The organism is Plebeiibacterium sediminum, from assembly GCF_026013605.1.
Lineage (GTDB): Bacteria > Bacteroidota > Bacteroidia > Bacteroidales > Marinilabiliaceae > Saccharicrinis > Saccharicrinis sediminus.
In genome coordinates, this window is the sequence record NZ_JAPDPJ010000028.1 from 47,943 (window position 1) to 69,687 (window position 21,745).

The 21,745-nt window shown below is 34.2% G+C and carries 14 protein-coding genes and 1 pseudogene; 13 read left to right on the top strand and 2 right to left on the bottom strand.

The features are described 5' to 3' along the window. Positions 1-80: 80 nt before the first annotated feature. From OM075_RS12930 to OM075_RS12960, 7 genes and pseudogenes are all read left to right on the top strand, one after another. Positions 81-911, top strand: coding sequence for a DUF1963 domain-containing protein (locus tag OM075_RS12930; protein WP_301190943.1), 831 nt, complete (start codon positions 81-83; stop codon positions 909-911). Positions 912-1,090: 179 nt separating this feature from the next. Further along, a complete protein-coding gene (locus tag OM075_RS12935; RefSeq protein WP_301190944.1) occupies positions 1,091-1,573 on the top strand; it encodes a DUF4279 domain-containing protein in 483 nt (160 codons plus the stop codon). Between the two features lie 59 nt (positions 1,574-1,632). Further along, positions 1,633-1,752 (top strand): annotated as a pseudogene (locus tag OM075_RS12940) (helix-turn-helix domain-containing protein); the annotation flags it as partial. A gap of 96 nt (positions 1,753-1,848) precedes the next feature. Beyond that, a complete protein-coding gene (locus OM075_RS12945; RefSeq protein WP_363321610.1) occupies positions 1,849-2,337 on the top strand; it encodes an AraC family transcriptional regulator in 489 nt (162 codons plus the stop codon). 49 nt (positions 2,338-2,386) lie between these two features. Beyond that, positions 2,387-3,241 carry a CPBP family intramembrane glutamic endopeptidase gene (locus OM075_RS12950; protein WP_301190945.1) on the top strand — a complete coding sequence of 285 codons (855 nt, stop codon included), beginning with the start codon at positions 2,387-2,389 and terminating at the stop codon, positions 3,239-3,241. Positions 3,242-3,824: 583 nt separating this feature from the next. Next, positions 3,825-4,469 (top strand): hypothetical protein, encoded by a 645-nt coding sequence (locus OM075_RS12955; RefSeq protein WP_301190946.1) that lies wholly within the window; start codon positions 3,825-3,827, stop codon positions 4,467-4,469. A gap of 272 nt (positions 4,470-4,741) precedes the next feature. Beyond that, the gene (locus tag OM075_RS12960; RefSeq protein ID WP_301190947.1) at positions 4,742-5,995 is read left to right on the top strand and encodes a T9SS type A sorting domain-containing protein; all 1,254 of its coding nucleotides are present in this window, start codon (positions 4,742-4,744) and stop codon (positions 5,993-5,995) included. 155 nt (positions 5,996-6,150) lie between these two features. On the opposite strand, the gene OM075_RS12965 is transcribed toward OM075_RS12960, so the two are convergent. After that, positions 6,151-6,558: a hypothetical protein gene (locus OM075_RS12965; protein WP_301190948.1), complete on the bottom strand. Its 408-nt coding sequence runs from the start codon at positions 6,556-6,558 to the stop codon at positions 6,151-6,153. A 107-nt stretch (positions 6,559-6,665) separates the two neighbouring features. Then, a complete protein-coding gene (locus OM075_RS12970; protein WP_301190949.1) occupies positions 6,666-9,284 on the bottom strand; it encodes a C10 family peptidase in 2,619 nt (872 codons plus the stop codon). A 396-nt stretch (positions 9,285-9,680) separates the two neighbouring features. Between OM075_RS12970 and OM075_RS12975 the strand changes: the two genes are divergently transcribed. The 6 genes from OM075_RS12975 (at position 9,681) to OM075_RS13000 (ending at position 20,878) form a co-directional block, all read left to right on the top strand. Next, the gene (locus OM075_RS12975; RefSeq protein WP_301190950.1) at positions 9,681-9,983 is read left to right on the top strand and encodes a helix-turn-helix transcriptional regulator; all 303 of its coding nucleotides are present in this window, start codon (positions 9,681-9,683) and stop codon (positions 9,981-9,983) included. A gap of 488 nt (positions 9,984-10,471) precedes the next feature. Further along, positions 10,472-11,350 carry a DUF5677 domain-containing protein gene (locus OM075_RS12980; protein ID WP_301190951.1) on the top strand — a complete coding sequence of 293 codons (879 nt, stop codon included), beginning with the start codon at positions 10,472-10,474 and terminating at the stop codon, positions 11,348-11,350. 773 nt (positions 11,351-12,123) lie between these two features. Further along, complete coding sequence (locus OM075_RS12985; protein WP_301190952.1) at positions 12,124-12,783, top strand: PQLLE family protein; 660 nt, start codon at positions 12,124-12,126, stop codon at positions 12,781-12,783. Positions 12,784-13,308: 525 nt separating this feature from the next. Continuing rightward, a complete protein-coding gene (locus OM075_RS12990; RefSeq protein WP_301190953.1) occupies positions 13,309-16,176 on the top strand; it encodes a carboxypeptidase-like regulatory domain-containing protein in 2,868 nt (955 codons plus the stop codon). A 22-nt stretch (positions 16,177-16,198) separates the two neighbouring features. Continuing rightward, the gene (locus OM075_RS12995) at positions 16,199-16,438 is read left to right on the top strand and encodes a hypothetical protein (RefSeq protein ID WP_301190954.1); all 240 of its coding nucleotides are present in this window, start codon (positions 16,199-16,201) and stop codon (positions 16,436-16,438) included. Between the two features lie 60 nt (positions 16,439-16,498). Beyond that, on the top strand, positions 16,499-20,878 hold the full coding sequence (locus OM075_RS13000) for a TonB-dependent receptor plug domain-containing protein (protein WP_301190955.1): 4,380 nt from the start codon (positions 16,499-16,501) through the stop codon (positions 20,876-20,878). Positions 20,879-21,745: the final 867 nt, after the last annotated feature.

Below are 21,745 nucleotides of genomic sequence, written 5' to 3' on the forward strand. Positions count from 1 at the left end.
ACCATATAAGAACGATATAGACAATGTTTTTAACGTTATGTTATGGGCACATGTCAAGAACGTACTGCTAATTATAAATCATGAGTAATATATTTAAGAATCTATTTGGAGGAAAAGGAAAGAAAAAAGCTGAATCTCATTTTGATAAGTATCGAGCAGAATTGATAACAGAAAACTTATCGACATATAATGATTTACTTATATTAGTCAAACCATTGATTAAGAAAGCAACAAAACTGATTGTTCAGAAACCTTCAATACAACCAGAAAATTCTCAATTGAAATCACATTTTGGTGGACAGCCATACTTTGAGAGAAATGAAGAATGGCCCAAGAATAAAAAGGGAAAGCACTTAGATTTTATTTTTCAAGTTTTTAATACTGGAGACAATGGTCTTCCTGATAATCTTAAGTTGATTCAATTTTATTATGACTTTGAGGAATTTACATGGGATTCAGACTCTGATGGTTGGTTGTTGAAGACCTATGATGCTATAGATGAAGAAAACATAAAAATGATTTCTCGACCATCAGAACTTGAAAAATCTAAATATTGTGATCTAACATTCCAACAAATTGAATCACTACCTGATTGGGAAGGGATTGAGGTTCATAGTTTCAATGCTAATAAGCTTTCCTGCATTTTAAATGAAGATAAACCGTGGGAGAATTATAGAAAGGTTTGCGAAGATTTGATCGGTGAATTGGACTTTCAAAGTCAGATTGGTGGGTACCCCAAATGGGTTCAGGGTGAAAGTACTCCAAACAAACCTGATGGAGAAGCAATGGATTTATTATTTCAGATTGATTCAGAAGAAAACGCTGATATAATGTGGGGCGATTCTGGACTTATCTACGTATTTTATGACAAAGAAACTAAACGGAATGAATTTACCCTTCAATGTTATTAATAATTAGTCAATACGACAGACTAAATATGCAAAAATGCACAAAGAGGTGCGTAATCTGGCCAAAAAGCATTACATTTTCATTTCAACAGTTGGTTAGATAATGAAGCTTTCAAAAGCGTACTTTGTTTATTATTTACCACAGGTAGTTCATTTTTAAAATATCCTGCAAAATTGAAATAATGAATATAAAAAGACTTGATAAAGACGATTATAAAAAACTACAAGGTTCAGATAATGATTTGGAGGTTAATCAAAATCATGTGATTCTTAGATTTATTGGTTTTGATTTTGATCCAAATGAAATTACAGAAAGGTTACAATTGAAACCGCTTTCAATAGCACGGAAAGGAGAAGATTATTTTGTCGGGAAAAGGAAGGTTAAAAAAACTTGGGAATACAATCATTGGGACTATGAACTAAAAACAAAGACCAATGCTTTCATTGGCGAAACAATAACTGAATTCTTTGAAAATATTATTGAACCAAGACTTGAATTGATAAAAGAGATTAGTCGTAAAAGCGATATAACTCAATTGATAATTGTTCAATATTATTATACAGGCTGTAATCCAGGATTTGCATTTGAAAAAAAACAAGTGAAAATTTTAGCGGATATAAATGCTGAGATTGATATGGATATTTATTGTTTAAGTAAGGAATAACCGTTGCATCTATTCAAATTGAAGAAAATTTTTAAACAGAATAAACAAGACTAAAATCAGCATTGGACTTGTTACATAAAAATATAACAACAACAGAAATAGCTCACAAATTTGATTTTAGTGATATTTCCTCGTTTTCACGAACCTTTAAGAAATACTATGGAATTAGTCCTACTCAGTTTAAAAAGCAAAACCCAAACAAGTTTAGCAAGATTCGTCAACTTAAAAGCAAGATAGGACAAGAATATCCTGATTACGAAAAATATATTTGCATCATTAATCATCTTAAAATTTGGATACAAATGAATGCTAAAATCGAAATTAAAGAAATGCCAAAAATGGATTTGGCATATGTTTCAAGTTTGGGACCACAAAACCTTGAGCAGGCTTATGGAAAACTCATTCAATGGGCAACGCCTCAAGGGTTGATGACAGAGCAAACAAAACCAGTTACCATTTATCATGATAGTTTTAAAGTAACAGCGCACGATAAAGTAAGAATGAGCGCATGCTTATTATTAAATAAACCGGTTAAAACAGAAGGCGAAATAGGGTTGACAACAATAGAGGCAGGAAAATTTATTGTAGGAAGCTTTGAAATTGACTTAAGTGAGTTTGAAAAAGCATGGACCGGTTTATTTGTGTGGATGAACCAGAACGGCTATAAAAAAGCAGATAGAGAACCTTTTGAGATATATCATAATAATTTTAATGATCATCCTGATGGCAAAGCAATTGTAGACTTTTATATTCCGATTGAGTAAAAATTAATACCTTTTCATTTTTCAAAAACAAACAAAACATAAAAGCTATATGCCGGCAAATTTATCGGAGCGCAAAGAAGCATGGAATTCAATTATAATTTTCCTTTTGATAGTTACAGTTTTAAGTTCCTTATTTCATTATGCAATCGTTAATCTATATCCTTCACGCATTTATATTGGTGGTTTAATGTGGTGTCCTGCCATAGCTGCCATTATAACCCTAAAACTGAAGAAAAGACCAATTTCTTCCTTAAACTGGAATTGGGGAGACTGGAGGTATATCCGAATATCATATCTTATTCCTGCTTTATATGGCGTCATCACTTATATACTGATCTGGATTTTTGGTTTTGGAAGTTTAGCCAATGTAGAAGCCATTACAAATTGGGCAAAAGAACTAGGTTTGGTTGGAATAGGATCATTAAATCCAACATCGATAATAATCGTAGCCATTTTCTTATTAGGAACTATTGAAGTAATAAGAGCGGCAGCAACAACCTTAGGAGAAGAGATCGGATGGAGAGGGTTTTTTATTTACGAATTAAGGAAAGTACTTTCATTTACAGGCGTCGCACTTTTTAGCGGAATTATTTGGGCTACCTGGCATTGGCCTTTAATCGTTTATTACGGCAATAATGTACTATTAGAATTGGCTACATTTTATGTTGTTATTGTGTCCATGTCATTTATTATGACTTACTACACTTTTAAATCAAAAAGCCTATGGCCGGCAGTAATTTTTCACGCAGTAAGTAATGTGTATATTCAAAAAATATTACCGGAGTTAACCATTAAAAATGAGGGAACAGAACATTGGATAGGAGAAAACGGGATTATGTTTGCAATTGTAACTTTTGTTTTTGGAATATACTATTGGAGAAAAGCCGTAAAAGAAAAATTATAAGAGAGGATGTATAGAAATTTTAATAACTATGAAATAAAAGGACGAAGAATTAAAACTACAAGATTTTCCTTATATGATGTCATCAGTATTATAGTATATATATTATTAATAGTATTTATAGCCTATAAGGGTGTTTATAAATCTAGTAGTGAAAGTACAGGAAAATGGCTTATTGCTTATTCATTTGGTACACCACTTTTTTTATATATAGTTAATTATAAGTCATTGAGAAATATTCGTATTTATTTAATATGGATTACTATTTCAATATTTCATCTTGTACTGTATAATAAATTGCAAGGATTTGAAAGTTTAAGTACACATGGAGGTCATTCAGCAAATGGATTGCAATACACTATTGTATATTTAATTTTATGGCAACTTTTACGCGTGATTTATTATAAGATAACTAAAATGGAATTAGTAGCACCCATGAGAGGGAGTTATTATGATTATTTTGACTGTAGAAAGTTGAGTATCCTTGACTATACTGCATTCATAATTTATATGGGAGTTTTTATATTTCTAACAGTAAATTGTATATAATAATATAGCACCTCTTACAGTAATTTAAGCCAACCATATGTTTAAGATCATAATGTTTATTCTGGAAGGAATTCTCTTTTCTGTTTGTGTATACGGGCAAAAAATAGATACCACAATCCATATAGATACCATAGTTGTTATTAAGGCAGAAAATATTCCAACAAAAGAAATAAGTTTTGGAATACCTTATGGAAATATTTATATCACTAAAGCGCTGTTAATTGAAACTTGGGATAATGAACTGGCTTTAATTGAAGAAGAACTTGAAGAAAATACAAATCCGGAAGAATGGCTAATTGAAGAACATAAACGATCAGAAGAATATCTTGAGTTTGTGAAAAAGTACAAGCAGTTAGCTTTTCCTTATTTTAGTATTGACTATGATATAGATATACAAGAAGAAAATACGCCAAAGGACACATTATATGATATTGGATTTTATATACAGGAAATGGTATGTAAGATTATTGATCTTGGAGAGTTTCAAATTATAGTAAATAATAAAAAGGTTAATGAAGTAGTTAAAGCAGATGTTAGGCGTACAACTAAATATTATGAAACCTATACTACCGAATACATTGTAAACGACTCCATACATTTTTGTAAAAGCATACCAAGAATCAGAACTGATTTTGTAGTTGATCGGGATAGTATGTATGTACCTCTGCCTCCCCAGGAATAGTTTTCCTTTATTGGTTGACAAAAAATCACAATTATCGTAACTTAAATAATTGCGAGGTAACAATTTTTATGTAATACAAAGTTACTTCAGGCTATATAACTATTGCTATTGAGCTGTTAACCCCAAGCAGTGATTTTTGCTTTTTCCAAGAAATCAGCCTAATCAAAAACTATTTATTATGATTTGATCATTCTTAGTATCATGGATACATAAAGACTTTCTTATTTATAGCGCTGCGTGTGAACTGTTATAATAAACCATCATGATAATCTATGAAAAGATCTTTACTTGTCCTTTTAATGGTATTTACCTCTGTTTTTTGTTTTTCTCAAGCAGAATCAGATATTCTGAAACGATTATTTATTGGTCCAGAAGAATTAGTAAAACAATCCGAAGAACTGATTTCTTTATCAGTTGATGCTGTATGGTATGCCAGTGGTGTTACTGGTTATACAACTACCACAGGAACGCTAACCCAAAATACTTCAAATTATGATTTATGGACTTATTCGGCAAGTCCCAATGATAAAATGGTGTTAAACTATGCCAATGGAGATGTTATTGAGTTTATTTTTACTGAAATAGATGGTTTTGTAAATGGAGATGAGGAAGACTTTAAGCTATCACACGCCATGGATTTCACGTCATACATTTCCGGACAAATGAACCTTCGTATTCAAAGTCAGACAGGACCTCAAAACGACAGAATAGAATGGAGCAGGGTAATAACCGGAACCACAACGATTGATAACACATCCTTTACAGTGAATATTGTAAATGATGGATATAAAAATGTGGTTAATGAACATGGCATTGCACTTGGTGATTTTTATAATGAAACATCTGGAACTGTTATGGAATCAACTACTACTTATAATATTAATGAAAGTTACTTTACCCAGATAGGGCATAACAGTAACCAGGGAATTTATGTGCAATCAAGGCAGATAAAAAATAGTAATTCAGCTTCTGGAACATTCGGAACCTATCAATATAGCAATGTAGATTGCTTCTGGGTAGGAGGAACCTCCCTGTATGAAGATGCTTATGAAGGTGTTTACAACGAAGTTATTGAAAATTACAACTGGATGGCTCAGGGAAGTATATTTAAAAACGATGAATATTATGGAAGTGTAATATACGACAGGCCTATTGTTAATTATACCAGAGGGGCTTATATAATAGCTGATTGTAATGGTGGTATCAAATACAATTTATACCCCGCACTTATTCCTACTGCTCTTTCTGTTCAATCAAATGAATATGCTGCTAATACAACGCTTAGCCTTTATCCAAATCCGGCAACTTCAACTGTAAATATTTTATTTGATATACCCGTAGCCTCAAAAGTAGAATTAGTATTGTTCAATCAAAATGGAACCAGAGTTAAAACCTTGGTTTCTGAAAATAAAGTGGCAGGTGAGAATGCTATCGATTGGCCAATAAATGATTTGCCGAGTGGAGTGTACTTATTGCAAATTTCAACAGCTCAAACTAAGATTACGCAAAAGCTGGTGAAATTGTAAGGGTAACGAACAAGGAATAACATCTGTACAAACTGAGGGTGTGAAGCTAATTTTTTATGATATAAGCATTCATGTTAAATCCCCTTTGATATGATTCAAAGGGGATTTAACATATCCAAATTTGTAGGATAAGGATCATTTAGCAATTAAGAAGCTTACCTAATCCTTTTACAGTTTTCAAACTTGCTCCTGATTATATTATTTATATCATTTGTAGTTTCAAAATCATCTCTTTTTCCACAATGATACATTTCTATGAATGGATTATAATCAATAACACTTTCCATGAGTTCCTGAAGCGATGGAACTTTTTCAAGTTTAGCATATTCTTCAAAGGTAAATGATGTATATACACTATTGGCCGACACACCAAAATTATCCAGTAAAAAGCCGCTGGCTAAACGGGTTGGTTTTGCAAAGGCTCCATTGAAATATATATCTGTCATAGCAGGATATGAAACAATTCTATCTCTGGATTCATTTAAAACAATAGGAATATGATTTGAATAATCTTTTGTTGTTTTATAAATGATCAATGGAGCTTGCATATTACTACTTTGCATAATCTGTTTATTTGAATTACACATAGAAAACAATAATGCCATTACTATTGTGATTATATATTTCATTGCTAACTGTATAATTAAAAGATTACAATGTACTTGTTAAATTATTCTTTTATGAATTTTCGAATATAGTTTTTGTTACTTGTTTTAATATTAATAAAATATATTCCTTTTGATAAAGAAGAAACATCAATATAATTATTAACCACATTGCTTTCCAATTGAAGTTTACCTGTTATATCATAAATGGAATACATATCAATGTTAACCGTACCTAGTACTTCAATATAATTAGAACATGGATTTGGAGATATAGATATTTCATTACCTACTTCAGATGTTTCAATAGCAGTAGTACTTGATCTGTCAATATTAATATCAAGAAGATATGTTCCTGTTTCGCCAAGGAAATAAGGAGATGTAACGCAGTAAAGAGTTGTGTTTCCTGCTGTTGAAATTGTAGAAGGCATGATGTCATCGTAGGTACCTGTCCAGTTTTCTCCATCCAATGAATATAAAAATAAAGCATCCACGGTATAGGTATTACCATCTCCACTATTGTATGCATCATGTAGTCTTATATCTATATCATAATTGTATCCATCTTCAAGATTTATTGAGAAGAAATCCCAATCGCTTCCAACATGGAAGTTTGAATTTGTTGTTGTGATGCTACTGGAGTTATCAGTAAACGATGGCGTTAATGTGTATGAATGGTCAACATCATCATTCATTTCATAGATATCTGCAGCATAAGGGGCTGCCTGTACTATAATTTTTATTGGATTAGGAGCACCTTCTGTTGAACCGGTTAAAATAAAATCGCCATAGTAAGGTTGATGAAATACAGCTAATAAATAGGTACCCGGGGCAACATTTAAATTACTGGTATAAAAGTTAAAAGTATTATAAGTGTAATAGCTGAGGCTTGTGGCTGTCTGATCAATGGTTAATTCATGTTCTCCATTAAGGTTAAACAAGTTAATATCAACAATTCCATCAAAATCATAACCCCAGTTACCAATATCAACAGTAACATCCAATGGTTCATTTGTTATGATGTTCTCTGTATTAATAATCATAGGATTATATAGTGCAATATCCTGATCATTCCCAACACTCATTTGTACAGCATAAGTATACGTGTTTGATCCATAGCTCTCAGAAATAATACTCCAGTCACCATTACCTGTTTTAGAGAAAATATAGATATTGTATTTTCCCGGAAGCATTTCCAGCGATCCTTGCGATGTAAAAGAGTATCCATAATAGGAATTGAATTCTATGGTAAATCCTTCGTAAGTCTGTACAAAATCTATAAACGTATTGCTTTCATCAAATATAGCAGCACAAATATCGCCGGTAAAGTCAGTTGTTCCACCGTTTGCAATATAGGTACTGATTGTAAAACCTTCTCCATATCCAATGGTATTGTAATCAGCTATAACATCTCCATATAAAGTTAATCCGTATTCTTCAGTAGTATTACCACCTTCTTCTTGTTCCTGAGCTGGTTTTATTCCTATTAAAGCTTGCTGTCCGTCATTATATGTTCCGGCGCCTGATCCAATTCCACCTTCGCCGGGGTTAAGGGCATCAATTAAAAAGTAACCATCATAATAACCTCCCCATCCCCAGTTCATATGAAAATAGTCGTTATCATCGTAACCATCGCATACAAAAGTATGTCCGCCCTGACCATAGCCTGCATATTGTATTGGTCTGCCTGCATCAAGCTCTTGTTTTAATTTACTGATCCAGACTTCATCGGTATAACTCTCACGAAACAGACCTTCGATACCAGGAGAGTAACCAAAAAATTGCACAAAAGCATTTTGACAGGTTTGATTATCGGAATAGCGAGTGTAAGGATCTTTAACAACATAGCTACCACTACCACCTTCAGAGGCCACATTATAATTCATTTCAACAGCCACACCACAATGATACATGAGTGTAGCAACAGCCTCATTTGCACTATTTACCTCGTTGGGCATGGCAGCCCAATTGTATGTGGTATTACCAAAATTTGCAGAGAGTGATCCGTATTTATTGTGCTGGTAAGTATGAAAACCAATTCCTTTATTCGGATAGTTCCAGTATTTCATGATTTGTGCCATAGCTGTTGCCGGACAACCTGTTACGGTTAATTCCTGATAGGTATTGTCGTAAGGACACATATCATTTACATGGGGCGCCTGGTTCCACTTGGTTGATAACAGAGGGGTAACAGCACTGGTAACTTCTGTTGATTTCAAGGTATAAGCAGTACCTTCCCATTGCGACTTAATTTTTTCGGTTTGTTGAATTGCATTTGTTTTGATATAACGAATTTGTTGTCTATAGCCTTCCAGCCATTTCAAAACATTTTGAGGAGATTTATCAGCACTTATTTCACCTGAAAGAGAATAAGCAAGAACCGGGATAGCAGCATCGTCACCGGAAATCATAATAAATCCATTATCATCACCAATATTAAAAATATAAATATCCCTGTTGGCATCAGTAGTGCTACTTTTTAGAATTGAAGCATTGAAGGCTATTCTGTTAAATATATCACCTGCATCTGTTAATTGAAGGTTAGAAGTGCTTTTTAGAATTGGGTTGGATGAAGTACGTAAGTAGTTTTCAGCAAACTGTCGGGCTTGTTCAATTGTAATCTCTTTTCCAAATAAATGAAAAGTAAAGATTAGTGACAAAAATAAAAGTAAAAACCTTTTCATACCATAAAGTTTAATAGTTTATTGAATGGTTTTTGGGGGAGTGGTAAAGATGTATGAGTTGAAGTTTATGGGAGGTATAAGTCAGCGATAATTGAATTCCGGGCATTGAAAAATGTTAATTAAATTTAACTCATTTACTGCTAAAAGTCAATTTAAAGAACCCGTTATTAAGGCTGGTTTCAACTATTAAATAGAGAGAATAGATATACGTATTATTAATCTGTTAATAGCTTGTTTTTACAGTCACATATTGTCGTTATATTTAGTACCAAAATTATCTGAAAACAATAAGGGAGAGTAGGGGCGAACTATATATTTTTAAAGTAAAAGGTTGGTTACTTTGATAAAAAACTAGAAAAATTAGAAAAGAATATTTTGAACAAAAAAACAAAGGCAATGAAAAGTGATAGATTAAGAAGGAAAAGTCTTGACGAAATGGTAGATGAACATATCGGTGAGGTAGGATCAGAAAAACGGGATGCTTTTGAAGAGAAATTACGTTTAGATATTTTAGGACAGACAATAAAAAAGATAAGGGAAGAAAGAAATTTAACCCAAGCTCAGTTGGGAGAGTTGGTTGGAGTAAAAAAAGCGCAAATATATAAGATTGAAAATAATCTTACGGACGCAAGGTTTGAAACAATCTTAAAAGTCTTTAGAGCACTGAATGCAAAAATAAATTTCAGTGTAGATTTATAATAAGAATAAACTTTAAGATAAAAGCCTAAAGCACAACACATGCTATTAAATAATTGCCGGTATGTTGTTTTGGGGAGGCTTTTATACTGCCTTAAGTTCTGTATAGCTTGAAAGTTTCGCCCTCCCAGTATGCACTGAAATATGAATAACCCATCTCGGCTGTTCGTGCGGTTTTGCAAACCGAGCAATAAGCAATTAGTTAATAAAATACAAGAGCTTCAATTTATAAAGTTGAGGCTCTTTTTGCAACATGAAAGGAATTGTATTCCGGTTTTTACATATAAAGTCTGTAATTAAATTTGATACTCATTGTTTGAGTTGAGCAATGCTTATGCCCAGTGATATAAATTAGACTTAAGAAAGTATTGCTATACTCTTTATAATATTATGTATATTCGTTCGAATATTCTAAAGATCAAATAAATCAGCACCATACTAGATCGATATAGACAATGATTATGTCGTTTTGTTGGTGGCAATACTTGAAGATGAACGAAGAAGAAAAAATACAAGCGATATTAAACGAGGCAAATAGTTTAAATCTTGAGTCTTTATATGAGAGCTTAGATGTGATTTTGAAAGCTCATGGAGATATAGTGCAATCAATCTATGAAACAAAACCAGAATTAGGTACTGGAGAAGTTTATATAGAAACTCTAATTATTAAATTAATTTATGCTTCAAAAAGTGCTTTACAACTTTCATTGGGTTCTGAATTGTCGACTTTGAATCATCCTGAAATAAGAGAAACGATTGACCGTCCATCTTTATATGTTTTAACTAGAAGTATTATAGAAACCTTTCTAACACTAGAATATTTATTCTTCAATGAATTAAGTAGAGACGAGCAAATCTTTAGATATAATCTTTGGAGAATTTCTGGTTTTATGACTAGACAGAATTTTTCAGAAAACCTAAATCCATTGTTTGCTGACAAACTTTATAGAGAGAAAAAAGAAATAGAAAAACTAAAAACTGAAATTAGGAAAAGTCCCTTTTATAAAACTTTAAAAAAACAAGAATGGAAATTAGATAGATTTGGACTTCCTAGAATCCTTAGTTGGTCAAATTTAATTTTGGAAAGTAAATTAAAAAGTAATTTATTCTCAAAAGTTTATTCTTTATACTCCAACTATGCACATTCTGAATTTATTTCAATAATTCAAATTAATGAAAGTAAATTAGGAAAATACGACCCATTTAATATTTCAACAGCAATTACATCTTTAAATAAAATACGTCTGATTAATTGTGTTACAATAATTTTATTAGTGAATAAATTTGAATGTGCCAAAGAAGCTTATCAAAAATTGGATGAGAATTTAATATTTAAAATTGAATTTTGGAATAAATTTGCAACAGAATAAAGTACTGCCACTAACAGCAGTTCATAGATAATACCGCTGTTCTTTTGGGAAAGCAATGGAGGTTTGCGTGATTGTGTAAAATTAAGTATCTATGTGAATCAACATAAGAGCAGCACTAGCCATAACTACAATCCGTTGACAATCATATAATCTACATTAACTAAGAAAACCAAATCAGAAAGAATTTACCTTACAGAAATAACTTGGGATAACTTAGAGGAAATTAATACTGTCGGTTTACCTAACGACGCTGAAGAGACTAGAGTTAAAATAAAACCGTTTATTGATGCTCCACACATTACTCCTCAGAATAAATATACATGGGCATTAAGACTTCGTGATACCAATGAGTTTATTGGACTAGCAGGAATTAGTTTATCAACTGACAGATTTAAAATTGGAGAGATTTTCTATAAACAGTGAAAAACTAAACGCAATAAAAAAAGCATCATATACAATACAAATAAACATAATGCGTTCTTAAAAGAATTAGGTTTACTATCTATTCATTAAATTTCAAAGCAATAGCATTGTAACACACAATTATAGAGAAGTACCTAGAAGCAACAAAAGAAAGGTTTGAAGCAGAAGAAATAAGGGGTGAAGCAACGGAGATGTAACAACAAGAAAGGGTATTGATAATCAGCGTAAGCTAAATGTAAACCCAGGCAATGCAATTGTAAATGGAAGCAACACAATTGTTTGTTGAAGCAACTAAATTGTAAATTTTATTAACCCGTCTACCCAAACAGGCAGACCTTAAAAATTAATTTATGGCAACAAGACCAAGATTTTCTGAAGCAGAAACATTAGAGCAATACCGTATTGCCTTAGAAAATGCCGAAACCCAAACCGAAATAGCAGCCATAATGGCTGATTTAGGTTACGATTCAAAAGTAATCGGAGAAGGAAAAGCATTATTAACCGAAACACGTTCTGCTTACGACCTAAACAAAACCGAAGACGATGAAACTTCTGCAGCCTATGCCGATTTTTCCAGTAAAAAAGAACAATTAGAAGATACTTTCAGGCTTCATCGAAAGAAAGCAAAAGTAGTTTTCCGTAACGATTCATTAATGGCTGATAAATTGTCCATTTCCGGAGCAATGCCACGCACATACATAAAATGGCTCGAAGCAGCAAAGAAATTTTATAGCGTGGCTTCTTCTGATACTGATATACAAAGCAAATTAGCCAGATTAAAGATTGCAACCGATGATTTGAACGCTGCAAGCAATATGGTTCTATCACTAGAAGCAGCACGTTCGGAATATTTAAAAGAAAAGGGAGAATCGCAAGACGCTACGAAAGCAAAAGATGCTGCATTTGCAAAAATGGAAGACTGGATGAGGGAATTCTACGCAGTAGCAAAGATAGGATTAGATGATAATCCACAGCTATTGGAAGCATTGGGTAAAACGGTGAGAGGTTAGAGGAAATTACCAGTCTATTTGTAAGTATATTGGCAAGAGGTATGAGTCACGCTCAAACTAAAATTTGCCCAAAAACCTTCAAAAACAGCTCAAGTAACCAAACTATAATGCGGTTACTTGGGTTTGCCCTCCCATAAAATCCAAAATAAATACATGCCTCATACCAATAGCCGTAATTTTTAATCACAATTATAATTAACTGATTTTTTTGAAACCGATAAGAAATAACCTCAGCTAATATTTAGCCTCTAATGTAGATTTCAAACATACTCTAAAGTTAAGTGGGTTTGTTTAACTTTAACACACGAAGCAATAAGTTCAAAGCTATAGGAAAATAGATTTTAGATAAAGGTTTACAATTACAACGATCTATCCATCTAAAGCCCAATTATTTTATAAAGTTTTAATTTGAAAGCATTAATCACATTCCATAAAACTTTATTCAAATTTTTTCAAAAAGTTTTATGGAATCCTTTCCGTTTTTGCATCCTACCCATAAAACATGCAAAAGCTAAATTTTTACCTATGAATAAAATCTTAAACAAACGACTTAATTTAAGCCTTCTTCTCATTTTTATTGTTAATGGTCTTCTGCTGGCTCAAAATAATGAAATATTAGTTAGTGGCACCATGACCGATAGTGAGGGAGAACCTATTGTGGGACTAACAGTTTTAATTGAAGGAACAGATAAAGGTACCGTTACTGATATTTACGGAAATTATACCATTAAAGCACCGCTGAACTCAACTCTGGTTTTTAGTTTTATAGGAATGAAAACGCAGCGCGCCATTGTAACCCGTATGGGATTAAATCCAGTAGGAACACGACAAGTAATTCCGTACAATAACAATGAGGAGAGCACCCGGTTTACACACGAAAAGCAGGTGAAAACAAAACAGGATTCCATTAATTTTGCCAAACGAATGAAAAAGTACCGGCAATATGTTTCCGATTCTTCAGTTTTAAACAGTTATCAAAGAACACAAATTGTTGCACCTGATGTAAGTACTTCAAAAGATATCCGTAAAATTCAACGCTATACAGATCCCAATAGGCAAAGGGATTTTATGTTAGGCAAAATTATTGTGGAGAATGATTTTTCGATACTAACACCCGGTCGTACACCTCAGTTACAATCCACATACTCGCAGGGGCGTCCAAGTTTTGGTGAGCTTACCTATCAGGGCCCCGAAACAGGAGAAATGTTTTCATGGGGACCGGCTCTTCGAAACCTTGAGTTTGATGGCATATCTACATCCAACGATAAAAACGGTTCACTGGTTTTACGAGGAACCGGTAATGGTAAGGCCGCAAAATTTTACGATCCCAAACACCTGTTTAAAAACGGTTTTGTACGATCAACAGGTATTACCAGTTACCAAACCATTTTTGGAGTACAAACTAATGTATCCTATCAAAATCAACACAGTAGCGGCATATTACCCAATGAGGAAATGACTCAAAATAACCTTAGGTTTAATGTCAAGCTGAATAACGGCATAAAAATCAACTTGAATTATGCTCATACAGAAGAACAGTTTAAGAACAGATTATTGCAATCACGTATGTTGGCGGCAACTTATTTAACACCTGTTTCTTTCGATAACGCCAATGGATTGTCAACTAAAAAGGCCCGATCAAATATAGAAAGCATTTACCATCCTGATGAATCCATTCGTAGTGCTTCCCCAGGAAATTTAGATAATCCATATTTAATAGCTCAGGAGGCCAGGGATGATAACAATTTAGAAACGCTTACATACAGCATTGCCTATCATCCCTGTTGGAATACGGGTTCTGTTGATGTTAGTTTGTCAGGTGAGTTGTGGCAAAATACACAACAAATGTTTTTCCCGGAGGCAATGGCTGGTTTAAATTCTGATCATAGTAGCAAAAGAGATGATAAGTTTAATAATTATTTTATCAGAGCTATTTTATCAAACCGATTGTACGATTATAAATTACAATTTAAAATGCCCATGAATGCTGAGTTTTATAGCTATAAGCAGTCTTTAAATTTCAATGGAATCAGTCAGAAAGGGCTTAATCGTAATCGACAGTCTTTTACAGCTAATCCTTATGTACAATTTAACGATGATTATAGCTACATTTTTATTAGAGCCGGAGCCAATATGTATGCTTCGTCTACCAGTGATAAAACTTATTTATGGCCCAGCGTTGGAGCTTTTATAAAGCCTTTTGATATTTTGGATGATATCTTTTATTGGGATACAAATTATGTCATGCAGGAATTTAAAATCAGGTATAATTTTGGAAAACAAGCCAGTGAATATAGCCTGTATACCAAGCCAGGTATTTCAAACTCTTTGTTTTATGATGTAGAAGATTATAACCACTACTTTGAAGAAAAAGGAATGGGTTATGCCGAAGATATCAACCCTGAAATAATTACCAGGCATGAATTAGGCATTGAAGCATCTTTTCTAAATGGAAATATTTACTCAGAGGCTTCATTTTTTACTTCAAATCAAAAGAATAGTATTTATCCAATTGTGGAAAATCAGCAACTGGTATATAAAAATGTTGGAGAAATAAATACACGAGGATGGGAAGAATCTTTAACAGCCCGCATTTTTAATGGTAATTTCCGATGGAAGACGAATTTATCTTTGGCCCAAACCAAATCAGAAGTACATAAACTTACGGAAGCCGGTCCAATTGCCCTTGCCGGATTTAACAATGTGCATACCACTTTAATTGAAGGGAAGGCACCCGGAGTAATAAGTGGTAGTACTTTTCAACGTACAGCCAATGGTCAAAAGATTATTAGTGATGAGGGTTTTCCTATAAAAGAGGATGTACTTTCGGTAATTGGAAATCCTAACCCGGACTGGTTAATTGGTTTAAATAGTGAATTTTACACTCAGGGAGTGGAATGGGGGTTTACTATTGATTGTGTTTTAGGTGGAGATGTATGGAATGGAACACAGGCCGCACTTGATTTTTATGGTGTTTCGGAATATACGGCTAAACATCGTAATACCAATGATTATATTTTTAATGGTGTACGTCAGGATGGTTCTGTGAATAATCAGTTGGTTGATTTTGCACCTAAGGAGGGGAGTGTTTATGATAACAAATGGGTTCGTTATGGACCCGGAGGAGTGGCTGAAGATTATATAGAAGATGCATCACGACTCGTGTTAAAGGAATTGTTTGTAAGTTATAGTTTTAAGGATAGGGTGATAAGGCATTTGAGGTTGCAAAATCTATCCGTAACGTTAGCGGCTCATAACCTGGTTACCATATCGGGCTATAACGGTAATCTGGGTTCCAATACACTTTGGGGTCATTCTAATACCTACGGATTGGATTATTTTAATAGTCCCCAGTTACGCCGTTTTAGTGTATCGTTAAAAATTACCTTATAATCATTTCCTAACAAAGCATATCATGAGAGTAAAGATATATTATACCGCATTAATCGTTTGTACACTATTGCTAATTACTACAGGTTTTTCAGAGCCTGGCGATCTTTTTATAAAGTATTTGCAGAAAAAACTAACAGAATATAACTTGCTTTATCCTGCAGAAAAGGCTTATCTGCATACCGATAAAACTTTTTACAAGCCGGGCGATGATATTTGGATTGCAGGTTATTTAACAGATGGAATAACACATCAGCCTTCATAAATTAGTAGTGTTTTATACATAGAATTGATTGACCCAAAGGGTTCGGTGTTTAAAAAGCAAATGTTTAAGGTAAAAGGAGGCAAAAGCAAGGCTCACTTTTCATTACCAGAAGATGCTCCGGGAGGATTATATAAGCTTAAAGCCTATACAAAGTGGATGTCGAACTTTGGAACTAAGATGGTATTTGAAAAGAAACTGCAGGTGCAAAAAATCATCAAACCAAAAATTCTCTCGGTGCTCGACTTTGCCAAAGAAGCTTATGGTGCTAAAGATACAGTTTCGGCCCGGTTAAATATTCGCGATTTGGGGAATACACCCATCTCAAATCAGGAGTTAAACTTTACCGTTAGTCTGAAAGGAAATTTATACCAAAGAGGTAAGTCCGTTACAAACGATAATGGTGATGCCAATATCACTTTTGTATTACCTGAAAAACTGAATTCTGCCGATGGTGTGTTGAATGTGATCTTTTCGCACCGTGGTCGCAACGAATCAATATCAGGAGCTATTCCTATTGTATTGAATAAAATAGACTTGCAATTTATGCCCGAAGGTGGCGATGCCATTGAAATGTTGCCTTGTAAAATGGCGTTTAAAGCTTTAAATGAGTTTGGCAAACCTGCCGATGTGGAAGGAGAGATTTATGATAGCAAAGGGAAGCTCATTACCACGTTTAATAGTTTTCATCAGGGAATGGGTGCTTTTAGTTTTGTGCCGGATTCTAACCAGGTTTATAAAGCCAAAATACTTAAGCCATCAGGTATTAGTCGTGTTTATGAATTACCCGAAGTAAAGGCCCAAGGTTGTGCTTTACATTTAAAAGGACAAAAGGATAAAACTTACGACTTCGAGATCTATTCTAACATCAAAGAAAAGATATATGTTGTAGTCCAATTACGTGGAGAAATTCTTTACAGCAAAGCGATGGATTTAACTCCGGGTACACATAGTTTACCTGTTTTGCTTGATGATACAAACCGAAGCGGGATAGCTCAGATTACTATTTTTAATGATTATGAACGACCTGTGGCAGAACGTTTGTTTTATGTTTTTCAGGATAATAAACTGAATATTGAAATTAAAACCGATAAACAAACCTATGCGCCCCGCGAAAAAGTTGAAATGGATCTGAGTGTTACCGGACCCGATGGTAATCCTGTTGAAGGTAGTTTTTCATTGGCAGTGGTTGATGATAAGATTATAACTTTTGCCGATGACAAGCAGGATAATATCGTATCAAACCTGATGCTTTCTTCTGATTTGCAAGGAGAAATCTATGAACCTTCGTTTTATTTCGATCCCAAAGAGGAAAAAGCTCCTGAGGCCATTGACTATTTGCTGTTGACACAGGGATGGCGCCGTTTTAATTGGCCAGATGTGCTGCAAATGAAAAAAATGAACCTGCAACAGGCGGAACGATATGATTTAATATTGGGGCAAATAACCAATTGGAAAGGAGAGGGTGTAAAGTCAAAAGTGGTTGTGATAGATGCAGAGAACAAGAAAATGGTTAAGCTTGAAACAGGAGAGGGAGGACGTTTTTCAATTTCTAACCTGGATGACTATAAAGTATTATGGGTGTTTGCTCGTCCGGTTGATCGTAGAATCAAAAGTATAAAAATTAATATCAGTCAGGCTGCAGCTAATGTATCGCAGGATACCTATGGTAGTAATATTGATTTCGGAAAAGTAAGTGTTGATCCGTTAATTTCAGAAACCCGTAAGGTTAACAACTCTATTTCAATGAAAAAGGAGGAAATAGCTTCGGCTGATAAAAACCAGACACCTATGCAGGTAGGTAATAATGGTTTTATGATGCAAGAGGATGAGGTTGCTTTGGAAGAAGTTGTAACAATAGGGTATGGCACGCAACGAAAAAGTTCGGTTGTTGGTGCAATTACTTTTGTATCTTCTGATGAATTGATATCAAGAAGTGCTGATGTAAATGAAGCATTGCAAGGGCGGGTGGCAGGACTTCAGATTGTAAACAATAGCGGAGCACCGGGTACAAACTCAACTGTAACAATCCGCGGCACGTCATCACTTTCATCTAATGACAAGCCTTTGTATGTAGTAGATGGGGTTATGGTTACAGACATCGCTCATGTAAGTCCGCACGATATTAAGAACATCAGTGTATTAAAAGGAGCTGAATCAACGGCAGTGTATGGTTCAAGAGGAGCCAATGGCGTTATTCTTATTTCAACCAAAGATGGTGATTATTATAATTATCAGAGGAATAGAAGATATGCTCGTAAAATGACTCAATCCTACATCTATAATGCTTATGTTTTTGATGTGGTAAAAGAGTTTTATGTGCCTGAATATGGTCGTAAAGAGTTTTTGCATGAAGAGCAGGATATGCGCGAAACCATCTATTGGAATCCAAATATTGTAACCAATAGTAAAGGTAAAGCAAGCGTGAGTTTTTATAATTCAGATGAGGTGACCACGTTCCGGGGTATTGTTGAAGGAATTGGTAAAAATGGATTGGTGGGCAGAACCGAAGTCTTTTATAATACACAAAAGCCTTTAACTGTAGAGGCTAAAATACCTCCTTATGTAGTTTATGAGGATGTACTAGAAATACCTGTATTGATAACTAACAATAATACCAGGGATATTGATGGATTTTTTGAAATTGAATTACCTGAATCGTGGCAGTTTATCACTCCTCCGGAATCACAGGTTCATATTGCTTCCAATGGCTATAAAGAGGTAACACTGCACATAAAAGTGGGAGCAGAAGTGGGTAAAAAAGAGTTGAGCATCAGCTTTGGTAACGAAAAAAATAAGGCGAAACAAAAGTATGAAACCGAAGTGGTAAGCAAAGGTTTCCCGGCTGAAATATCCTATTCGGCAAGAGCTCTTGAATCTACCTTTAGTTTTGATATGTCAAAGGCTGTAAATCATAGCACTCAAATGAGCATTTCTATCTACAATAATATTTTGGCCGAGATCATGGATGGAATAGAGTCTGTTATTCGTCAGCCTCATGGTTGTTTCGAACAGGCAAGTGCTTCAACATATCCAAATATTCTGATTTTAAAATACCTGCAACAAAATGAAGAGGTAAGTGATGCATTAAAAGAAAAAGCACTAAAATATATTAAGGCCGGATATAAAAAGCTAGCTGGCTATGAAACAAAACAGCACGGTTTTGAATGGTTTGGTCATACACCTCCTCATGAAGGTTTAACAGCCTTTGGTTTGATGGAGTTTCATGAAATGAAAGATGTTTATCCCGGAGTGAGTGAAGATTTATTGAAAAGGACACGCGAATGGTTACTAAGTCGTAAAGATGGCAAAGGAGGATTTAAAACCAACAAAGGTAAATACGGTTTTTCAGGTGCTTCGGATGAGGTTACTTTTGCTTATTTGGTGTATGCTTTTTCTGAATCAGGAGTAGGAGTAGCGAACTATGAAAAAGAATTAGACAAAGCCTGGAATGAAGCACTAAAGAGTAAAGATGCTTACCGAATGGCCTTAATGGCTAATGCTTGCTTAAATATAAACGATAAAGAGAAAGCGCAGCCTATCATAGATTACCTGGTTGAGCGAATTGATAAAGGTGGGGTTGAAAAATTAAAGGCCAGTCATTCCATTGTTCGTTCATGGGGTAAATCGTTAAATGTAGAAGTGGCTGCATTAACAGCCATGGCACTGATGAAAAATGGTGAGGAGTATTTTAAAGAATTACTAACGCTCATGGACTATATTTTTGGCGCTCGCAGTTACGGAGGGTTTGGTTCAACACAAGCAACGGTATTGTCGTTAAAAGCCATTACTCAATATGCTTCAATAATCAATCGTTTTCCTGAGGATGGAACCGTTCATCTTACCATAAATGATAAAGAGTTAATGACCAGAAAGATTTCCGGTAATGATAAATTGGTTAAACTAGATAGTCTTGAGCAATATTTAAGCGATGGGGTACAAACCATTTCACTGAAGTTTGAAGGAATAAGGAATCCGGTTTCTTTTTCAGCTAATGCCAATTGGCGTCAGCTTGTTCCTGCCTCAAAAGATGAGTGTAAGGTGCGCATTCAAACACAACTGATGCAAAATAAGTGTGAGGTTAATGATCTGGTTCGCCTGTCAACACGCTTGGTCAATAAATCCTATAACGGACTGCCAATGACAGTTGCTATGGTAGGAATACCATCAGGATTATCAGCTCAACCATGGCAGCTTAAAAAAATGCAGGAAGAGCATGAATTTGATTATTACGAGATACACAAAAATTATGTGGTATTCTATTTTACTGAATTAGCTCCTAATGCACGTAAAATAATCCATTTAGATTTAAAAGCCGAAGTTCCGGGTGAGTATTCATCACCTGCCAGTTGCGCCTACTTGTATTATACAAAAGAGTTTAAAGACTGGCATATGGCAGGCAACATCGAAATCAAGAATAAAGTATCAGAGAAAAAGAAGTAATTTGTAGAAGTTGTACTTATGTGTTTAACAACCTGAATTCTAAATTTTAATTGAATTCAGGTTGTTAAATATTTATCTGTAAGGTCATCAATAGAACATTTTTTCGGTAAGGCCTTTTTTATGGCATTTTAAATATTCATTAAGATAATCTGTAGCTAACTTATTCTGGCCTTGCTATAATACACTTACTAAACAAGTATTCTGTTTACTACTATCTGATCACCACCTTATCGTGCTATTATCGCAAATCTATGGTGTACAGGTTGTGTACAGGTTGCGACGCGGTTGCGATCATTTGCGAAGCAGTTGCGTAGCTGTCTAGTCCCCTTTGCGAAGCAGTTGCGATAAATTTGCGATAAAATGGGCTAGATTTGCGTACACTTTGCGATAAACTTGCGATGCCGTAAAGTTTTTATCATTAAGATATCCAGGTTAACGCCCCTATGTTATTAATTAATTCAACAAAGACGTCACCACTACGTGGCTCTTGAATTACATTTCGTTATTATACCATGGGCTATCACCCATGGCTACTGATATAATGGGCCTTTGGCCCTGGATTTACAGCTTTTGTCTCGTCCTAGAATAGGTTTACACTAATTACATGTAAAAATGAAAAAAAAGAGTAAACTAATTTCAGGACTAAGAGATCCAAAACAAGTCATCAAAGAGAAAAAATATTTTAGCAATGATGAAAAGCATTTAATCATACAAGAATGGCTAAGAACGGGGTGTACGAAAAGAGAAATTTGGAAAAAATATACGGGACAAGAGGGTATGTTCAAAATTCTGTGTCAGAGTTTGTTTATATGTTCATTTCTTTTTTGAAATCAATATCAAAAGCTTTGAAGGCCAAGTAAAGATTCA